Genomic DNA, 16,421 nt, shown 5'->3' on the forward strand with positions numbered 1-16,421 from the left:
GATTCGATGGCACCGACGACCGCAGAGACCACCACCCCGCCCGCCCGGGCGACGCCGCTCGCCGAGCCGCTCGACGCCGTGGTGCGCGAACGCCGCCGGGTCGCCGACGACGTCGACCTGTTCACCGTCGACCGGGGCGGGGCGGCGCTGCCCCCGTGGTCGGCGGGGGCGCACATCGACGTCGCGGCCGGAGACGGACTCGTGCGGCAGTACTCGCTCTGCGGCGACCCGCGGGTCCCGGATCGGTACGAGGTCGCCGTCCTGCTCGATCACGCGGGCCGCGGCGGGTCCCGGCGCATCCACGACACCCTGCACGTGGGCTCCCCGGTCACGATCTCCGCGCCGCGCAACAACTTCGCGCTGGTCCCGGCACGCCGCTACCTGTTCCTGGCGGGCGGCATCGGGATCACGCCCATGCTGCCGATGATCGCGCAGGCCGTCTCCCACGGCGCGGACTGGCGGCTGGAGTACGGCGGGCGCAGGCGAACCTCGATGGCCTTCCTCGACCGGCTGGGCGAGTACGGACACCACGTGCGCATCCACCCCGAGGACGAGACCGGCCCGCTCCCTCTGGACGCCGTCCTCCGCCGCGTCGACCCGGACACCCTCGTCTACTGCTGCGGGCCCGAGGGACTGCTGGCCGCCGTCGAGGCGCGCTGCGCCCGCCTACCGACCGGCACCCTCCACGTCGAGCGCTTCCGCGCGACACCCGGCCCCGCTGACGGGACCGCCGACCGGCCGTTCACGGTGCACTTCTCGACGTCCGGGAGGTCGGCGACGGTCGCGGCGGGCCAGACGATCGTGGACGCCGCCGAGGCCTGCGGGGTCGCTCTGCCCGCCTCCTGCTTCGAAGGGGTCTGCGGCACGTGCGAGACCCGGGTGCTGGCGGGCCGCCCCGACCACCGAGACAGCCTGCTCAGCCCGGAGGAACGGGCGAGCGGCGAGACGATCCTGACCTGTGTGTCCCGCTCGCTCGACGACGAGCTCCATCTCGACGCGTGACCGACACCCGATCGAACCGAGGAGAGACACGATGGCACTTCCTGACTCACTGACCGCCGAGCTGAGGGTCCCGCTCGTCGCCGCCCCACTGTTCATCTCGTCCACACCCGAACTCGTCATCGCGCAGTGCACGTCCGGAGTCGTCGGTTCCTTTCCCGCGCTGAACGCCCGCCCGGCTTCGGAACTCCGACGGTGGATCGCGACCATCGATTCGGCCCTGAAGGCGTTTCGTCGCGATCACCCCACGGCCAAGGTGGCCCCCTTCGCCGTGAACCAGATCGTCCACCGGTCGAACGAGCGCCTGGAGCAGGACATCGAGGCCTGCGTCGAGCATGAGGTTCCCATCGTCATCACCTCGCTCGGCGCCCGTACCGACCTGAACGAGGCCATCCACTCCTACGGGGGCCTGGTCCTCCACGACGTGATCAGCAACGAGTTCGCGAAGAAGGCGATCGACAAGGGCGCCGACGGCGTGATCGCGGTCGCCGCCGGAGCGGGCGGCCACGCCGGCGCGATCTCGCCCTTCGCTCTCGTCAACGAGATCCGATCATGGTTCGACGGTCCGCTCGTCCTGGGAGGCGCCATCGGGCACGGGCGGTCGATCCTGGCGGCTCAGGCCGCGGGCGCGGACCTCGCCTACGTCGGATCCGCCTTTCTCGCCACCGCCGAAGCCAACGCTCCCGACGGCTACAAGGACATGCTGGCGGAGAGCACCGCGAAAGACATCGTGTACACGAACCTCTTCACGGGTGTTCACGGAAACTATCTGCGCGGCTCGATCGCGGCTTCCGGCCTGGACCCGGACGATCTGCCCAGTTCAGACCCCACGCAGATGAACTTCGGATCCGGAGGCAACATGGATGCGAGAGCGTGGAAGGACATCTGGGGCTCCGGACAGGGCATCTCGACCATCCACCGAACCGTGCCGGCCGCCGATCTCGTCACACGGCTCGCCGACGAGTACGAAACCGCGAAGAACGCCCTCGCGACGGTACTGGCCTGAGTCGCAGGAGGCGGCATGTCGTTCGCAGAGCGGGTAGCCCCGCCGTCCCACCACGCCGACGGTGACCCACGGCGGAGGCCGGCTCCCCACGCTCACGAGTGGGGAGATCACTGGGTTGCGAGTCTGGCCAGACAGGCCCACAACCGGGCGCAGCGCCCGGCCCTCGTCTTCGAGGGCACGGTGTCGACCTGGCACGAGCTGTACCAGCGCGTCCTGAGCGGTGCCGACGCCCTCGCGGCGCGAGGTGTCCGCCGCGGCGATCGCGTGGCGATCCTGATGGGGAACCGCCCACGGTTCCTCGAGGCTGTCCTGGCCGCGAACGCCATCGGCGCGATCGCCGTTCCCGTGAACTTTCGACTCAGCGCCCCGGAGATCAGCTTCATCCTCAACGACTGCGGCGCCGTGGCGGTCGTCGTCGACGAGGAGCGACTCGCGATCGTCCAGAAGGCCAGAGCCGGCGCCCCCGACGTCGGTGTGGTGTTCTCGGCACGGTGCGGCTCGAGTCGGCACGCCGACGTCGTGGACTGGGACGAATGCGCTGCCGGCGGCGGGGAACACGATCTCCCGAGCATGATCGACGATTCGGAACCGGCGCTCATCCTCTACACGTCGGGGACCACGGGGCGACCCAAGGGTGCGGTGCTCTCGCACCGGAACATCAACTCCATGGCCCACACCATGGTTCGTCACTTCGGCCTCAACCGGGAGGACGACGTCAGCCTCTACGCGTCTCCCATGTTCCACGTCGGACTGATCTGCATATTCGGCCCGATGATCGCGGTCGGTGCGGCCACGGTCATCACGCCGAGTGGGAACTTCGACGCCGACGCGGTGTTGCGCCTGGTGCAGTCACATCGTGTGTCGCACGCGTTCCTGGTTCCGTCCCAGTGGCAGGAGATCGTCGACTCGCCCGACGTCTCGACCCGCGCCGACAGCCTTCGGGTGACGTGCTGGTCCGCTGCGCCCGCTACGGAGCGGCTCCTGACTCGCATGCTCGAGGCCTACCCGCATGCGGTGAACATGTCGACCTTCGGCCAGACGGAGACCGCGGGCGTCACCACCTTCCTCGGCGGTGACGACGCGCTGTCGAAGCTGGGATCGGTGGGAAAGCCGGTCGCCGCAGTCGCCGTCAGAATCGTCGATGATTCGATGCAGGACGTCGGGCCCGGCGAGATCGGTGAAATCGTCTACCGAGGCCCGAGCGTGATGGATCGATATTGGAACCTCCCGACGGAGACCGCGGAGGCCTTCAGGGGAGGATGGTTCCATTCGGGGGATCTCGTCCGCAAGGACGAAGACGGCTTCCTGTACGTCGTCGGGCGACTGAAGGACCTGATCATCTCCGGCGGCGAGAACATCTACAGCGCGGAGGTCGAGTCGGTCTTGGACCAGCACCCCAAGGTGCGCGAGGTCGCCGTCGTCGGAGCAGCGCACGAGAAGTGGGGAGAATCCCCGGTCGCAGTCGTGGTGGCCGCCGATCCAGCGCAGCCACCGACCCTCGACGAGCTCACGATGCTGTGCCGGAAGCGGCTCGCGTCGTACGAGAAACCCACCCGACTGGTCGTCGTGGACTCGCTGCCCCGCAACGCCGTCGGCAAGGTCGTCAAATCGGAGCTACGCGAACTGCTGTAGGCGAGGAGGCACCCTCGGAGACCGCATCGGTCTCCGCACCCTCGCCGCCCCGACATCCGACAGAGCACAGGAGAGCGCTGAGATGGGACGAGAACGCGTGGCGTTCGATCAGAGCAGGATGAACACGTGGACCGACGGTGAACGTTACGAGGTGACGCGCGAATCGATCACCGCCTACGCCGCGGCAACCAACGACGAGATCCCCCTCCATGCCGACGGAGACCTGGCGCCGCCGGTCTTCGCGGTGGTCCCCCTGTTCGACTGCCTGATGGAGTCGCTGTTCAGCGTCGCACCGTCCGCACTGACACCGCTGGGTGTCCACGCGCAACAGGACTTCCGCTTCTCGCGTCAGCTCCGTCCGGGGGACGTGGTCATCCCCAGAGCGACGGTCGTCGGATTCGAAGGTACGGAACGCGGTACCCGGGTGGCCGTGCGCGCCGAATCGATCACGCCCGCGGGCGAGACGGTGAACTCACAGCGGGTGACCTTCTTCTATCGCGGCCACGACGAAGGAGCACGAGTCGGCGAGCTCAATCCCGACCACCGCCTCGACCGGGCGCTGCGCGCGACGCCGCCGAGCTCGTCCGTCCTCCAGCGCATCGACCCGGACCAGACGTTCCGGTACGCCGCAGCGTCGGGCGACCCCATGAAGATCCACCTGGATGAGGAGTACGCGATCGCGGCCGGGCTTCCCGGGATCATCGTTCACGGCATGTGCACGATGGCGTTCGCCTCGCGAGCCCTGCTGAGCGAGGTCGCCGCTTCGGACGGCACCCGCCTCAAGCAGCTGTCGGTGCGCTTCGCGAAGATGGTGCGTCCCGGCGAGCTACTCGAGACTCGGATCTGGCGCCTCGGCGGCGACGGAGGTGGGCGGTACGGCTTCGAGACCCTCCGAGACCAGGACGCCGTCTTGGCCAACGGTCTGGCGGTGATCGAACCGGGCTCCTGAGCGAGACGAGATCGTCACGAGGCCCACCCGAGGGGTACGGACTCGAACATCTGATCGACCAAGGGTGGTCGGCCGCGGGCCGCGGTTGTGGCAGGCTGCCGCGGTGGCCATCGTCCATCGCACCACGCTGACCCCGTCGAAGCTCGACCTGCTCACCGCCTGGCTGCCCACACAGGACTGGTACCGCGGCACCACGACCCCGAAGCTCGCCAAGGCCGGCGGGTTTCGACTCGACGATCCCGCGGGCGAGGTCGGGATCGAGCTGATGATCGTCACCGACACCGCAGGCCCAGACGAGGACGCCTACCTGGTCCCCCTCACCTACCGGGCCACAGAGATCGAGGGCACGCTGATCGGCACGATGGAACACGGCGTCCTCGGCACCCGCTACGCCTACGACGCCACCACCGACCCCGTCTTCCACACCCAGGCCGCGGCGCTGCTGCGGGGCGAGGCGATCCCCCAGGCACAGTCGGAGTCCGACACCGTCGACCGCACCGTCCACGTCCACCCCACACCCGACGCCACCGACGTGAGCGAGACCGAGATCGTCCGCCACCTCCTCCCCCACACCGGGCCCGAACCACACGGCACCGTCACGGCGTCCTGGCTGGACTCGGGCGCGACCCGGCACCGGGCGATCGTCCTGCGCGCGATCTGACCGCCGCCCGGCTCGGCCCCGGGTCAGAAGCCGCGGAAGACCCCGTCCTCGGTCGCAGCCGCGAACTCGACGAAGTCCATGTTGGACAGCGCCAGGTTGTTCTCCACCCCCCACAGCTCATCGCCGATCACGCGAAAGCTCCGCCCCCGGTCGTCCCCGCGTAGGCCCACGACCAGGACCGGGAGCTCGGCGGAGGCCAGGGTGGCGCGGTCGGCGACGAAGAAGCACGCGTGGAGGCCGCACCAGAAGGGAGTCGCGAGCGCGAGCAGGTCGGCGATCGAGGCGTCGGCGAAACGACGGTCGTCGACGATTCCGACATCGGCGACGAACCCGGACACGTTCGGGGTGGTCAGCCTGGCCACCGCTGCCGCCCAGCGGTCGTCGTCGGAGAAGTCGGTGCGGATCAGCGCGGTCCCGACGACGGCGGGCAGCGACGGCGCCACCGGCCGGTCCCGCAGCACGGCGACCGGCGCGAGCGGTGCCTCCCACAGCCGGACCCAGTAGCGCTCGGCCCCACCACTGCCGCGTCCACCCGCGTACACGCGGGCCCGCACCGTCGCGGGCCACGGGAACCCGACCTCCTGCGGCGGATGCACCGTCATCGGCTTGCCGACCAGCTCGGCGAGTCCGCCTGCGGAGAAGCCGAGCTCGACGATCTCCTCCCAGTCGTCATGGTCGGGAGGCCGGAGGTCCCGCTCGGGGCCGTGTGCGGTGGTCTCCACGACGACCGTGACCGGCACATCGTCGCTTCCGACGTGGACGACGAGACCGCCGTCCACCGCCGTGGCCACTCCCCCGGCCGGGACGTCGGGGACTGCGGCCGTGCCGACCTCGAGCAGCCCGAAGCGTCGGTTCTCCGCCCGCAGCATGATCGAGCACATCTGCGGCAGCAGGAACTCGGCCCGCTGCTCCTGCGCCCGCGCGGCCGCCCACTCCGCGGGCATGGGCCGCTCGGCCAGCACTTGCACGGCCGCGTCCACTCCGAGCCCGACGACGAGGGCCGCCTCCCCACCCGGGGTCGCCCCGCCGTCGTCCCCGGCCCGGACCACGATGGTGGCCGCGGCGACCGAGAGCGCGAACCACCGCCGCCCGTGCTCGGCCGCGATCACCGCGGCATCCCCGTCGATCGTCGCGTCGAGCACGGCAGCGACCGGCGCGGAGATGGCGAGAGCGCGGACCAGCGCGGCCGTCGCCTCGGCCGCACCCGGGAGCCGGACCCGGGCGAGCTGCGTCGCGACCGCGAACGCGTCGTGCCCCTCCCGGCCCCCCACGGCGACCATCCCGTCCCCCGCCGCCCCGGCCCGCACGAGCCGTCCGAGCCCGCTCACCGACTCCGCGGCCGGGAAGGCCGGCAGCGCGGTCTCGACCGCCCCCAACAGCCGATGAGCGAGCTCCGCAGGCAACCCCGCCACCGCCTCCGCGCCCGGGTGACCTGCCACCGCCGTGGGCCCGGCCCACCTCCCCGACACAGGCGCCGCGAGCGGAGCCTTCGCCCGCGGCCGGCCCAGGACCTCGGCCGCTCCGTCGGAGACTCGCGCACCGAGGCGGTGAACGGCCTTCGCGACCTCCCCTGACAGCTCGGCCGCCACCCGCTCGATCTCAGGCCCGGTGATCATGTGCGAGAGCCTTCCAGGCCACCCCCGGCAGCCGGCCGCCCACTCCCACCGCCGGTCCGGGACCACAGAAGACGAGGGACCCGACGCCGCCGCGGATGCGGCCATCACCGGCTGAAGGGTCGCATCGGCCCGACCATCTGCCGACCCTCGCTCTCAGTGGCCTCGAGACGACCCGCTCTCCGGGGAGGTCGTGGTCTCCCCCGTGCCGGGTTCGTCGCCGCGGACCGCGGCCTGCGCCGCCTGCACGGCGTCGACGATGCCCTGGTAGCCGGTGCAGCGACAGATGTTGCCGGACATCTCCTCGCGGACCCGCTCGCGGTCCGCGTCCGGCTCGGTGTCGATCAGGTGCAGACCGCTCATGAGCATCCCGGGGGTGCAGAAGCCGCACTGCAGCCCGTGGTGCTCCACGAAGGCCTCCTGCAGCGGGTGCAGCGCGCCGTCGGCGCCCTGCAGCCCTTCGATCGTGGTGATCGAGCTGCCGTCGGCCTGCACCGCGAACATCAGGCACGCGCGGGCCGGTTCGCCGTCCACCAGGACGGTGCAGGCGCCGCACACCCCGTGCTCGCACCCCAGGTGGGTCCCGGTGAGACCGATGTCCTCGCGCAGGGCGTCGGCCAGGGTCCGGCGCGGCTCGACGTCGATCTCCGTCCGCTCGCCGTTCACGCTGAAGGTGATGTCCATCGTTGTTCTCCTACTCGATGCCGGCGTCGGCGAGGGCGCGCCGCACCATCTCGCCCGCGATCGCGCGGCGGAAGGGAACCGTGCCGTGCAGGTCCGCCGTCGGCTCGATCTCCTCGGACGCCGCCGCCGCGGCCTCCCCGGCCGTGCCACCGCGGGCGAGGACCTGTTCGGCGTGCGTGGCCCGCACGGGCACCGCCCCGACCCCGCCCAGGGTCACCCGGGTCTGCCCGGCGACCGTCGCCACCACCGCGGTGACCAGCGCGAAGTCCCCGTGGCGGCGCGAGAACTCGGCGAACCCCCAGCGGTCGAGGGCCGGGTACCGGACACGGACGATCATCTCGTCCTCGTCGAGCGAGGTCATCAGCGCGCTGAGGAAGAGCTCCTCGGCGGCGACGGTCCGCTCCCCGGACGGGCCGGCGATGGTGATCCGTGCGTCGGTGCCCGCGGCGACCACCGGGAGTTCCGCGGCGGGATCGGCGTGGGCGATGCTGCCGCCCATCGTGCCCCGCGTGCGGATGGCGGTGTGCCCGATCCACCGCGCGGCCTCGGCGAGCAGCGGGTAGTGGGTCTGCTCCACCAGCCGGCTGTGCCGGACCAGGGCGCCGACCTCGACACCGCCGTCGACCGGCCGGATCGAGCTCAACCCGGGGATCCGGTTGACGTCGACGAGCACGCTGGGCCGCGCCATGCGCAGCGCCAGTACCGGAACCAGGCTCTGGCCGCCGGCGAGGATCTTGCCGTCTCCGTCGGCCTCGCCGAGGACCTTCACGACCTCGTCGACGCTGCCGGCGCGGACGTACTCGAACGGGGCGCACTTCACGGGCTCACCTCCCCTGGAAGACGGGTTGACGTTTCTCGGTGCGTGCGAGGCGACCCTCGGCGAAGTCCTCGCTCGCCCAACACCCCTCGAAGGCCTCGTGCAACCGGGTGTCCAGGGCCTCGTCGAACTCCGGCTCGAAGACCTCGTTGAGCACGCGCTTGGAGTAGGCCTGCGTGAGGGGGGCCAGCTCCGCCGTCTGCCGCGCCCAGGCCAGCGCCTCCTCGACGGTGCCCGCGCGGTCGGCCAGACCACTGGCGAGCGCCGCGTCCGCCTCGAGCTGGTCGCAGGCGAGCAGCAGTCGGCGGGCCACGCCGTTCCCGGCGAGCAGGGCCAGCCGCCGGATGGTCCACGGGTCCACCGCGAGCCCGAGGCGCGCGGTCGGGACCGAGAACCGGGCCCGCTCGGCGACGACGCGGAAGTCCGCGGCGATGGCCAGCTGGGTGCCGGCCCCGATCGCCGCGCCGTTCACCGCCGCGATCACCGGGACGGGAGCGTCGGTGACGGTGTGCAGCATGCGGTACAGGGCGTCCCGGAAGTCCGCGGTGTAGACCTCGCCGAGGTCGGCTCCGGAGCAGAAGCTGCGGCCGTTGCCGGTGAGGACGATCGCGCGGGCCGCACCGGCCTCGGCGATCACCGCCTCGATCCGACGACACAGCTCGACGTTCAGCGCGTTGTGCCGGTCGGGCCGGTCGAGGGTGACGACGGCGACCCGGTCCTGCCAGGACAGCTCGATCACGACTGGAGCTCCTTCCAGATGCTCCCGGGGCTGAGGGGCAGCGTGTCGACGGCGATCCCGAGCGCGTCCCGAACGGCGCCGGCCAGCACCGCGTTCGGGCCGAGCGTGCCGCCCTCGCCCACGCCGCGGACCCCGAGCGGGTTCTTCGCGGGCCGCGAGACGTGCCCGATGACCATGTCCGGCACCTCGGCCGAGGTCGGCATCAGGTAGTCCAGCAGCGTGCCGGTGGACAGGTTGCCCGCCTCGTCGTAGACGAGGTGCTCGTACAGCGCCCCGCCCAGGCCCTGCGCGATCGACCCGGCGATCTGGCCGTCGACGATCTGCGGGTGCATGGCCCGCCCGGCGTCCTCCACACAGACCCACGCGAGGATCTTCAGCTCGCCGGTGGCCCGGTCCACCTCGATCGTCGCGACCTGCGCGCCCGCGGCGAAAGCCCCGCGGATCGGGTCGAAGAACGTGGTGGCGTCCAGGCCGGGGTCGATGTCCTCGGGCAGCCGGTTGGACTCCAGATAGGCCACCCGGGCGACCTCGGCCACGGTGATCTGCGACTTCGGATCGCCGACGACGTAGATCTCGCCGTCGACGACCTGCAGGTCCTCCTCCGCGGCCTCGATCAGACCCGCGGCGAGCCGCAGCAGCTTCGCGCGCACCTCCATCGCGGTGTTGTGCGCCGCCCCACCGCCGATGACCGCCTGCCGGGAGGAGAAGGCGCCGAACCCCCACAGCGACTCGTCGGTGTCCCCGATCCGCACGTCGACGTCGTCGTAGTCGAGGCCGAGTGCGTCGGACACGATCTGGGCGACCATCGTCTCCGAGCCCTGGCCCTGCGACGTGATGCCGGAGAGCACCGTGGCCCGGCCGTCCGGGTTGATCCGCACGGTGCAGGCGTCGTGTCCGGTCCGGAAGGGCATCCGGGGGCCGGCGCTCGCCGCTCGACCGAGGCCGGTGAGCTCGTTGTAGAGCGCGACGCCGAAACCGATCGGGTTCTCCCCCGCCTCGCGGCGGCGGGCCTGCTCGGCCCGGAAGCCCGCGTAGTCCAGCTTCTCGAGCGCCTTGTCGAGGCACTCGGTGTAGTGGCCCGAGTCGTCGACCAGACGCGAGGGCATCGTGTAGGGGATGTCCTCGGGCGTGATGACGTTGCGTCTGCGGATCTCCACCGGGTCGATGCCCAGCCTGCTGGCGGCCTCGTCGAAGCAGGTCTCCATGGCGAACACACTGGCCGGGCGGGCGACGCCACGGTACGGCCCCGACGGCGCGGTGTTCGTCGCGACGCCGCGGACGGTGGCCCGGTAGTTGTCCAGCTTGTACGGGCCGGTGAGCAGGCCGCCCGCCATCAGCGGCTCGATGCCTGCCGTCCACGGGTAGACCGAGTACGCGCCGACGTTGCAGCTGACGTCCGCCTCGACGGCGAGCAGCGTTCCGGCCTCGTCGAACCCGGCCTTCATCAGGTAGCGGTGGTCGCGGGCGTGGGTGGCGGCCAGGAGGTGTTCGGCGCGGTCCTCCACCCACTTCAGCGGGATGCCGGGCAGCTGTCGCGCCATGAGGCACAGGGCGACGTCCTCGGGGTAGATCACGGCTTTGACGCCGAACCCGCCGCCCACGTCCGGCGCGACCACCCGCACCTTGCCCTCGGGCAGGCCCATCAGCTCGGCGATCATGTTCCGGGCGATGTGGGGCACCTGGGTGCCGTTGTAGAACGTGAGCTTGCCGTCCGCGGCGTCCCACAGCGCGACGCCGGCCCGGCACTCCATCGGGTTGCCCGCGTGCCGGTTGGTGACCAGCTCGCGCTCGACGATCACGGCCGCGGTGTCGAACGCGTCCGCGACCGAGCCCGCCTGGAAGGTGCGCTCGAGCAGGACGTTGTCCGGCGCCTCGGCGTGCACCGGCTCGACCGGCGCGTTCCAGGCGCAGACCGTGGGGTGCAGCGCCTCGTAACCGACCTCGAGCAGCTCCAGTCCGTCCTCGGCGCGGTAGCGGTCCTTCGCGACCACCGCGGCGACGGCCTCCCCGGAGAAGCGCGCCTTGTCGTGGGCGAGGACGGGCTGTGCCGTCTCGACGTAGCCCGGCAGGGCGGACTGCGCCCGCAGTGCGACGTGCGCGAAGTCATCACCGGTGAAGACGGTGTACCCCGCCGCGCGCGCGGCGTCCGCGTCCACGCCCGTGATCCGCGCGTGCCCGTAGGGGCTGCGGAGGAAGGCGACGTGCCGCATCCACGGCAGCTCGATGTCGCTGACGAACCGCCCGTGCCCGGTGATCAGCCGCTGGTCCTCCTTGCGGCGGACGTTGCGTCCGAGCGCCCCCGGCCTCCTCCCCCGCTGCTCCGCACCGCCGCCCGCCCTGCTCACGCTCATTCGTCCTCCTTGCTGCGGTGTCGCCGTGACCCTAGAGGGGTCAGGGCATCGCGTAGCCGCCGTTGACCGAGACGACCTGCCCGGTCGTCCACGACGACAGCGGCGAGGCCAGCAGCAGCACCATCGGGACGATGTCGTCGGGATGCCCGACGCGGCGCAGCGGGTACTGGGCGAGGATCTTCTTCATCTGCTCCGCCTCGGGCGTGCCGGCGTGGGCGTCGAAGTTGTCCGTGCGCACCAGGGCCAGCGAGACCGCGTTGGAGCGGATCCCGAAGCGCGCCAGCTCCTTGGCCAGCGAGCGGGTCAGGCCGACGGTGGTCGAGCGGGCGGTGGCGGTGACCAGCAGGCCCGACTCGCCGACCCGGCCCGAGTCGCCCATCAGATTGACGATCGAGCCGCTCCTGCGCTCGGCCATGCGCGTGGCGACGGCATGGGTGAGCTGCAGCGTCCCGGTCACCGTGACGTCGATCTGCGGGGCCCAGTCCTCGGGGGTCGACTCGAGGAAGCGCTGCTTCTTCGTGACCGCCGAGTTGTTGACCAGGACCCCGATCGGGCCCAGCTCGGTCTCGGTCCTCTCGACGATCTGCGACACGGCGGCGGCATCACGCAGGTCGCCGCCGACGGCGATCGACCGCACACCCAGCTCCGCGGCCTCGGCCGCGGCCTTCTCGGCGCCCTCGGCGGACGAGTTGTAGTGGAACGCGACGGTGGCGCCCTCGCGGGCGAAGCCCAGTCCGAGGAACCTGCCCAGGCCCTGCCCCGCCCCGGTGACCAGGACGGTGGTGCCCGCGAGCTGAAGATCCATGACGGCGTCTCTCCTAGGTGAGCTGGTGGAAGGTGCGGTGGCCGGAGGTCGTGACGACCCGGCCGAACCGCAACCCGGGGAAGTGGGCGCCCACGACGAGGTCGGTCGAGTCCGCGACCTCGTCGGCCAGGGCGTTGCGCACCGCGGCCGCGGCCACCGGGTCGACGTCGAAGACGGCCTCCCAGTCGCGCTCGTGGAGCTCGACGACCGAGTGGGCGACGTCGCCGAGCAGCAGCGCCCGCCGGTCACCGTCGGACACCACGTAGACGGTGGAACCCGGGGTGTGGCCCGGGGTGTGTCGGGCGCTGAGCCCCGGCGCGAGCTCCCCGTCGGTGTCGAAGGTCTCGAGCCGGCTCAGCAGCGGCGACAGCTTGCGGACGGCGCCGGGCTCGGCGTCGGGCGACTCGACGAAGTGTGCCCAGTCCGCCGCGTGCACGCGGTAGGTGGCGCGGGGGAAGACGACCTCCCCCTTCGCCGTCGCCCAGCCGACGTGGTCGAAGTGCAGGTGGGTGAACACGACGTCGGTGACGTCGTCCGGCCCGACTCCCTGGGCGCGCAGGGAGTCGAGGAACCGGCCGCCCGCGTACTTGCCGTTGTCGATGGTGCCGACCCCCGCGTCGACGAGCACCACGCGGTCGCGGGTCCGGACGAGGAACCCACCGAGGTCGAGGTGCAGCGTGCCGTGCTCGTCGAGCAGCTCGGAGTGACACGCCCACGCGTCCGGGACGTCGGGCCGGGTCAGGACCTCCGCGGCCGGCTCGCGCCCCACGCCGTCGAGGATCGGGGCGATCTCGATCGCCCCGACCTTCACGACTTCTCCACGGGAGCGAGCACGGTGCGGACCCCGCGTCCGGCGGCGAGCTCGGCGAGCGCGTGGTCGACGTCGCCGAGGGTGCCGTGGCCGGTGATCAGGCCGCGCAGGTCCAGGTCACCGCCGCGGACCCAGTCGAAGAACTGCGGCATGTCCGCCTCGGCGTCGACCGAGCCGGCCACACAGCCCTTCAGGGTGCGGGCGAAGTGGAACAGCTCGAGCGCGGAGAACTGCACCGCGTCGTCCTTGCCGCCGATCCCGACGACGACCGTGGTCCCGCCGCGCCGGGTCAGGCCCCAGACGTCCCGGATCGTCCGCGACGAGCCGACGCAGTCGAAGGTGAAGTCGGCCCCGCGGCCGCCGGTGAGCGACCGGACCGCCTTCTTCGTGGTGTCGTCCGCGGGCACGAAGTGCGTGGCGCCCGCGGCCTTGGCCAGCGCCTCCTTGTCCGTGTTGCGGTCGACCGCGACGATCGTGGTGGCACCCGCGAGGCGGGCGCCCTGCAGGACCGAGAGACCGACGCCGCCGAGGCCGACGACCAGGACGGACGACTTCTTCGTGACGTGCGCCGTGTGCGTCGCCGCGCCGACACCGGTCATCACGGCGCAGCCCAGCAGGGCCGCGTCGGCGGTGTCGATGTCATCCGGGACCGGCACCAGGGCGCCGCGCGGGACGACGGTCTGCTCGGCGAACGAGCCGACGGTCAGACCGGGGTACACCGGCGTGCCGTCCCGAGTCACCGCGTAGGGCTCGCCGGCGCGGGAGGACCCCTTCTCGCACAGGTGGGGCTGGCCGTGGGTGCAGGGGTGGCACTCCCGGCACGGGGTGATCCACAGCAGGATGACCCGACTGCCCACGGCCAGGTCCGTGACCTCCGCCCCGGTCTCGACGACCGTGCCGCAGGCTTCGTGTCCGAGGACCGCGGGCAGCGGCTGAGCCAGCGTGCCGTTCGCCAGCGAGAGGTCGGAGTGGCACACGCCGGTGGCCTCGATGCGCACCCGCACGTCTCCGGGGCCGACGGCCCTGAGGCGGATCGTCTCGACCTGCATGGGGGCGCCGACCTCGCGCAGGACCGCGGCGCGCACCTCGTGCGGGTACTCGACCGTCGGGTCGCTCATCGCTGCACCGCCTTGATCTCGAGGACGTCCGCGATGCCGTACTCGCCGATCTCCCGGCCCGTGCCGGACTGCTTGTAGCCACCGAACGGGGCCCCCGGGTTGAAGGCACCGCCGTTGACGTCGACCTGACCGGTCTGCAGCCGCCCCGCGACCTCCAGGGCGGCCTCGTCCGGGCCCCACACGGCGCCACCGAGACCGTAGATGCTGTCGTTGGCCAGCGTCACCGCATCGTCGTCCGAGCCGGCGGCGAGCACCGCGAGCACCGGGCCGAAGACCTCCTCCTGTGCCAGGCGGGAGTCCGGGGCGACCCGGGAGACGACGGTCGGGGTGACGTAGTAGCCGCGTTCCGGGAGCTCGAGCGGCGCGGTCACGGTGACCGCGGACGCGCCACCGGCACCGGGCTCGAGGAAGGACTGGACCTCCTTGCGCCGGCCCGCCGAGATCAGCGGGCCCAGGCGCGAGCCGGGGGCGTACTTCGCGGCGGCGGCCGCGGCGAGCTCCTCGACCTGCTCGATCCTGTCGGCAGGCACGATGAGGCGCGAGAGCGCCGTGCAGGTCTGGCCGCCGTTGAGGAAGCAGTTGGCGACGGTGAGCTTGACGGCCGCGGCCAGCTGCGCGTCGGACGCGCCGGAGAGCACGACGGAGGCGGACTTGCCGCCCAGCTCGAGGGTGACGCGCTTGAGCGACTCCGCGGCGGTGGCCGCGATGGTGCGCCCGACCGGGGTGGACCCGGTGAACGAGACCTGGTCGACGCCGGGGTGGCGGGTGAGCAGGTCGCCCACCACCCGTCCGCTGCCCGGGACGAGGTTGAAGGCGCCCGCCGGTAGCCCGGCGGCCTCGAAGGCGCGGGCCAGCTCGAACGCCGCGAGCGGGGTGAGCCCGGCGGGCTTCAGCACCACGGTGGTGCCGGCGGCCAGGGCCGGGACGACCTTCACGACGACCTGGTGCAGCGGCAGGTTCCACGGCGTGATCGCCGCGACGACGCCGACCGGCTCCCGCAGGATCAGCGAGTTGCCCAGCTCCGAGCGGAACTCGAAGCGCTCCAGGGCCTCGACGGTCGCGTCGACGACCGCGATCGGGGTGTCGACGTGCAGGGCGCGGGCCACCCGGGGCGGCGAGCCCTGCTCTCGGTTGACGATGTCCGCGAAGACGTCGGCGCGCTCCCTGAGGACCGCGCCGAGCCGGCGCAGCACCGCGGCCCGTTCGGCCACGGGGGTGGCGGCCCACGGCCCGAACGCCGTGCGCGCGGCCGCGACGGCCGTCTCGACGTCCTCCACCGAGGCCTGGGTGATGCGGCCGGTGATCTCCTCCGTGGCCGGGTTCTCGACCTCCAGGTCGACACCCCCACCGGGGGTCCATCGTCCGTCGATGTACAGGTTCGGCTCGTGGATCGGCTCCACGGCGGCGTCACTCATCGGTCTCCCTCCACGCCGGGAACGGGCGTGTCGTGGGTCGGGTGCTGGGCCGCCGGGACGGACGGCAGGACCAGCTGCAGGATCACGGGCGCGACACCGGGCCCCGCCGCGGGCACGGCGCGCGACGGGGTCGCCCGGCGCGAGGCCGCGACCAGGACGGCCCCGATCAGGCCCAGCAGTCCCAGGCCGATCGGGATCGCGTTCTGCTTGATCAGGCCGAGCGCGGCGCCGCCGCCTGCGGACACGAGGTCGAGAGGCTCGACGTCGTCGATCGAGCGGGCAGGCGTCACGACGGCCCGGTCTCTCGACGGCGCCGCTCCGCTCGTGGAGGGGGCGGACGCGGCGGCGCCTGCCGAGTCGCGACCCATCTCGTCCTCGAGCCGCTGGGCGAACCGGCCGATCAGCTTGCCGCTGACGTCGGCGATCACGCCGCGGCCGAACTGGGCGACCCGTCCGGCGAGCTCGAGGTCGGTGAGGACGACGACCTCGGTGCCGTCGCCCCTGGCGTGGAGCCGGAGGTCGATCGTCGCGGCGGCGTTGCCCTGCCCACGCGTGTCCCGGCCCTCGGCGCGCAGCACGGCGTGGTGTGCGTCGTCGTCCCGGGACGCGAAGCGGGCCACTCCCTCGTACTGTGCGGTGACCGGCCCGACCTTGATCTTGACGGCCCCCTGGTAGTCGTCGCCGTCGACCCCGAGGAGGGCGGCGCCCGGCAGGCAGGGGGCGACCCGCTCGAGGTCGGTGATCACGGCCCAGGCGCGGTCCACCGGCTCGCTCACGCTGAACGTGTTGATCAGCTCCATCGGTTGTTCGCGCTCCTCACT

General features: G+C 72.2%; 15 protein-coding genes. 5 read left to right on the plus strand and 10 right to left on the minus strand.

Features of this window, described 5'->3' with window-relative positions:
- The first annotated feature begins 6 nt into the window (after positions 1-6).
- The 5 genes from L3X23_RS11215 to L3X23_RS11235 all read left to right on the plus strand — a co-directional run bounded on the left by L3X23_RS11215 (position 7) and on the right by L3X23_RS11235 (position 5,247).
- Positions 7-1,002, plus strand: a complete 996-nt coding sequence (locus L3X23_RS11215) for a PDR/VanB family oxidoreductase (protein ID WP_237192158.1) — start codon at positions 7-9, stop codon at positions 1,000-1,002.
- 31 nt (positions 1,003-1,033) lie between these two features.
- Positions 1,034-2,005, plus strand: a complete 972-nt coding sequence (locus L3X23_RS11220; RefSeq protein ID WP_237192159.1) for a nitronate monooxygenase family protein — start codon at positions 1,034-1,036, stop codon at positions 2,003-2,005.
- A 123-nt stretch (positions 2,006-2,128) separates the two neighbouring features.
- Positions 2,129-3,637, plus strand: a complete 1,509-nt coding sequence (locus tag L3X23_RS11225) for an AMP-binding protein (protein ID WP_374204986.1) — start codon at positions 2,129-2,131, stop codon at positions 3,635-3,637.
- Between the two features lie 97 nt (positions 3,638-3,734).
- Complete coding sequence (locus tag L3X23_RS11230; protein WP_237192161.1) at positions 3,735-4,586, plus strand: MaoC/PaaZ C-terminal domain-containing protein; 852 nt, start codon at positions 3,735-3,737, stop codon at positions 4,584-4,586.
- Positions 4,587-4,689: 103 nt separating this feature from the next.
- Positions 4,690-5,247, plus strand: coding sequence for a hypothetical protein (locus L3X23_RS11235; protein WP_237192162.1), 558 nt, complete (start codon positions 4,690-4,692; stop codon positions 5,245-5,247).
- 23 nt (positions 5,248-5,270) lie between these two features.
- On the opposite strand, the gene L3X23_RS11240 is transcribed toward L3X23_RS11235, so the two are convergent.
- The 10 genes from L3X23_RS11240 to L3X23_RS11285 form a co-directional block, all read right to left on the minus strand.
- A complete protein-coding gene (locus L3X23_RS11240; RefSeq protein ID WP_237192163.1) occupies positions 5,271-6,863 on the minus strand; it encodes a hypothetical protein in 1,593 nt (530 codons plus the stop codon).
- Positions 6,864-7,016: 153 nt separating this feature from the next.
- Positions 7,017-7,544 (minus strand): (2Fe-2S)-binding protein, encoded by a 528-nt coding sequence (locus L3X23_RS11245; RefSeq protein WP_237192164.1) that lies wholly within the window; start codon positions 7,542-7,544, stop codon positions 7,017-7,019.
- A 10-nt stretch (positions 7,545-7,554) separates the two neighbouring features.
- Positions 7,555-8,364: a xanthine dehydrogenase family protein subunit M gene (locus L3X23_RS36110; protein ID WP_237192165.1), complete on the minus strand. Its 810-nt coding sequence runs from the start codon at positions 8,362-8,364 to the stop codon at positions 7,555-7,557.
- A 4-nt stretch (positions 8,365-8,368) separates the two neighbouring features.
- Positions 8,369-9,100 carry an enoyl-CoA hydratase gene (locus L3X23_RS11255; RefSeq protein WP_237192166.1) on the minus strand — a complete coding sequence of 244 codons (732 nt, stop codon included), beginning with the start codon at positions 9,098-9,100 and terminating at the stop codon, positions 8,369-8,371.
- Positions 9,097-11,451 (minus strand): xanthine dehydrogenase family protein molybdopterin-binding subunit, encoded by a 2,355-nt coding sequence (locus tag L3X23_RS11260; RefSeq protein ID WP_237192167.1) that lies wholly within the window; start codon positions 11,449-11,451, stop codon positions 9,097-9,099. The genes L3X23_RS11255 and L3X23_RS11260 overlap by 4 nt, the downstream gene beginning before the upstream one ends.
- 40 nt (positions 11,452-11,491) lie before the next feature.
- Positions 11,492-12,256 carry an SDR family NAD(P)-dependent oxidoreductase gene (locus tag L3X23_RS11265; protein ID WP_237192168.1) on the minus strand — a complete coding sequence of 255 codons (765 nt, stop codon included), beginning with the start codon at positions 12,254-12,256 and terminating at the stop codon, positions 11,492-11,494.
- 13 nt (positions 12,257-12,269) lie between these two features.
- Complete coding sequence (locus L3X23_RS11270; protein WP_237192169.1) at positions 12,270-13,067, minus strand: MBL fold metallo-hydrolase; 798 nt, start codon at positions 13,065-13,067, stop codon at positions 12,270-12,272.
- Positions 13,064-14,185 carry a zinc-binding dehydrogenase gene (locus tag L3X23_RS11275; RefSeq protein ID WP_237192170.1) on the minus strand — a complete coding sequence of 374 codons (1,122 nt, stop codon included), beginning with the start codon at positions 14,183-14,185 and terminating at the stop codon, positions 13,064-13,066. The genes L3X23_RS11270 and L3X23_RS11275 overlap by 4 nt, the downstream gene beginning before the upstream one ends.
- The gene (locus L3X23_RS11280) at positions 14,182-15,600 is read right to left on the minus strand and encodes an aldehyde dehydrogenase family protein (RefSeq protein WP_237192171.1); all 1,419 of its coding nucleotides are present in this window, start codon (positions 15,598-15,600) and stop codon (positions 14,182-14,184) included. Before L3X23_RS11280 ends, L3X23_RS11275 begins: the two co-directional genes overlap by 4 nt.
- Positions 15,597-16,400 (minus strand): SRPBCC family protein, encoded by an 804-nt coding sequence (locus L3X23_RS11285; protein WP_237192172.1) that lies wholly within the window; start codon positions 16,398-16,400, stop codon positions 15,597-15,599. Before L3X23_RS11285 ends, L3X23_RS11280 begins: the two co-directional genes overlap by 4 nt.
- Positions 16,401-16,421 lie beyond the last annotated feature (21 nt).

Origin of the sequence: Pseudonocardia sp. WMMC193, assembly GCF_021728735.1 — a bacterium.
Classification (GTDB): domain Bacteria; phylum Actinomycetota; class Actinomycetes; order Mycobacteriales; family Pseudonocardiaceae; genus Pseudonocardia; species Pseudonocardia oroxyli.

Excerpts from the sequence above, each read along its gene's own strand:
- L3X23_RS11215 (WP_237192158.1), top strand. The coding sequence starts at position 7 with ATGGCACCGACGACCGCAGAGACCACCACCCCGCCCGCCCGGGCGACG.
- L3X23_RS11220 (WP_237192159.1), top strand. The coding sequence starts at position 1,034 with ATGGCACTTCCTGACTCACTGACCGCCGAGCTGAGGGTCCCGCTCGTC.
- L3X23_RS11240 (WP_237192163.1), bottom strand. The coding sequence starts at position 6,863 with ATGATCACCGGGCCTGAGATCGAGCGGGTGGCGGCCGAGCTGTCAGGG.
- L3X23_RS11245 (WP_237192164.1), bottom strand. The coding sequence starts at position 7,544 with ATGGACATCACCTTCAGCGTGAACGGCGAGCGGACGGAGATCGACGTC.
- L3X23_RS11260 (WP_237192167.1), bottom strand. The coding sequence starts at position 11,451 with ATGAGCGTGAGCAGGGCGGGCGGCGGTGCGGAGCAGCGGGGGAGGAGG.
- L3X23_RS11265 (WP_237192168.1), bottom strand. The coding sequence starts at position 12,256 with ATGGATCTTCAGCTCGCGGGCACCACCGTCCTGGTCACCGGGGCGGGG.
- L3X23_RS11275 (WP_237192170.1), bottom strand. The coding sequence starts at position 14,185 with ATGAGCGACCCGACGGTCGAGTACCCGCACGAGGTGCGCGCCGCGGTC.
- L3X23_RS11280 (WP_237192171.1), bottom strand. The coding sequence starts at position 15,600 with ATGAGTGACGCCGCCGTGGAGCCGATCCACGAGCCGAACCTGTACATC.
- L3X23_RS11285 (WP_237192172.1), bottom strand. The coding sequence starts at position 16,400 with ATGGAGCTGATCAACACGTTCAGCGTGAGCGAGCCGGTGGACCGCGCC.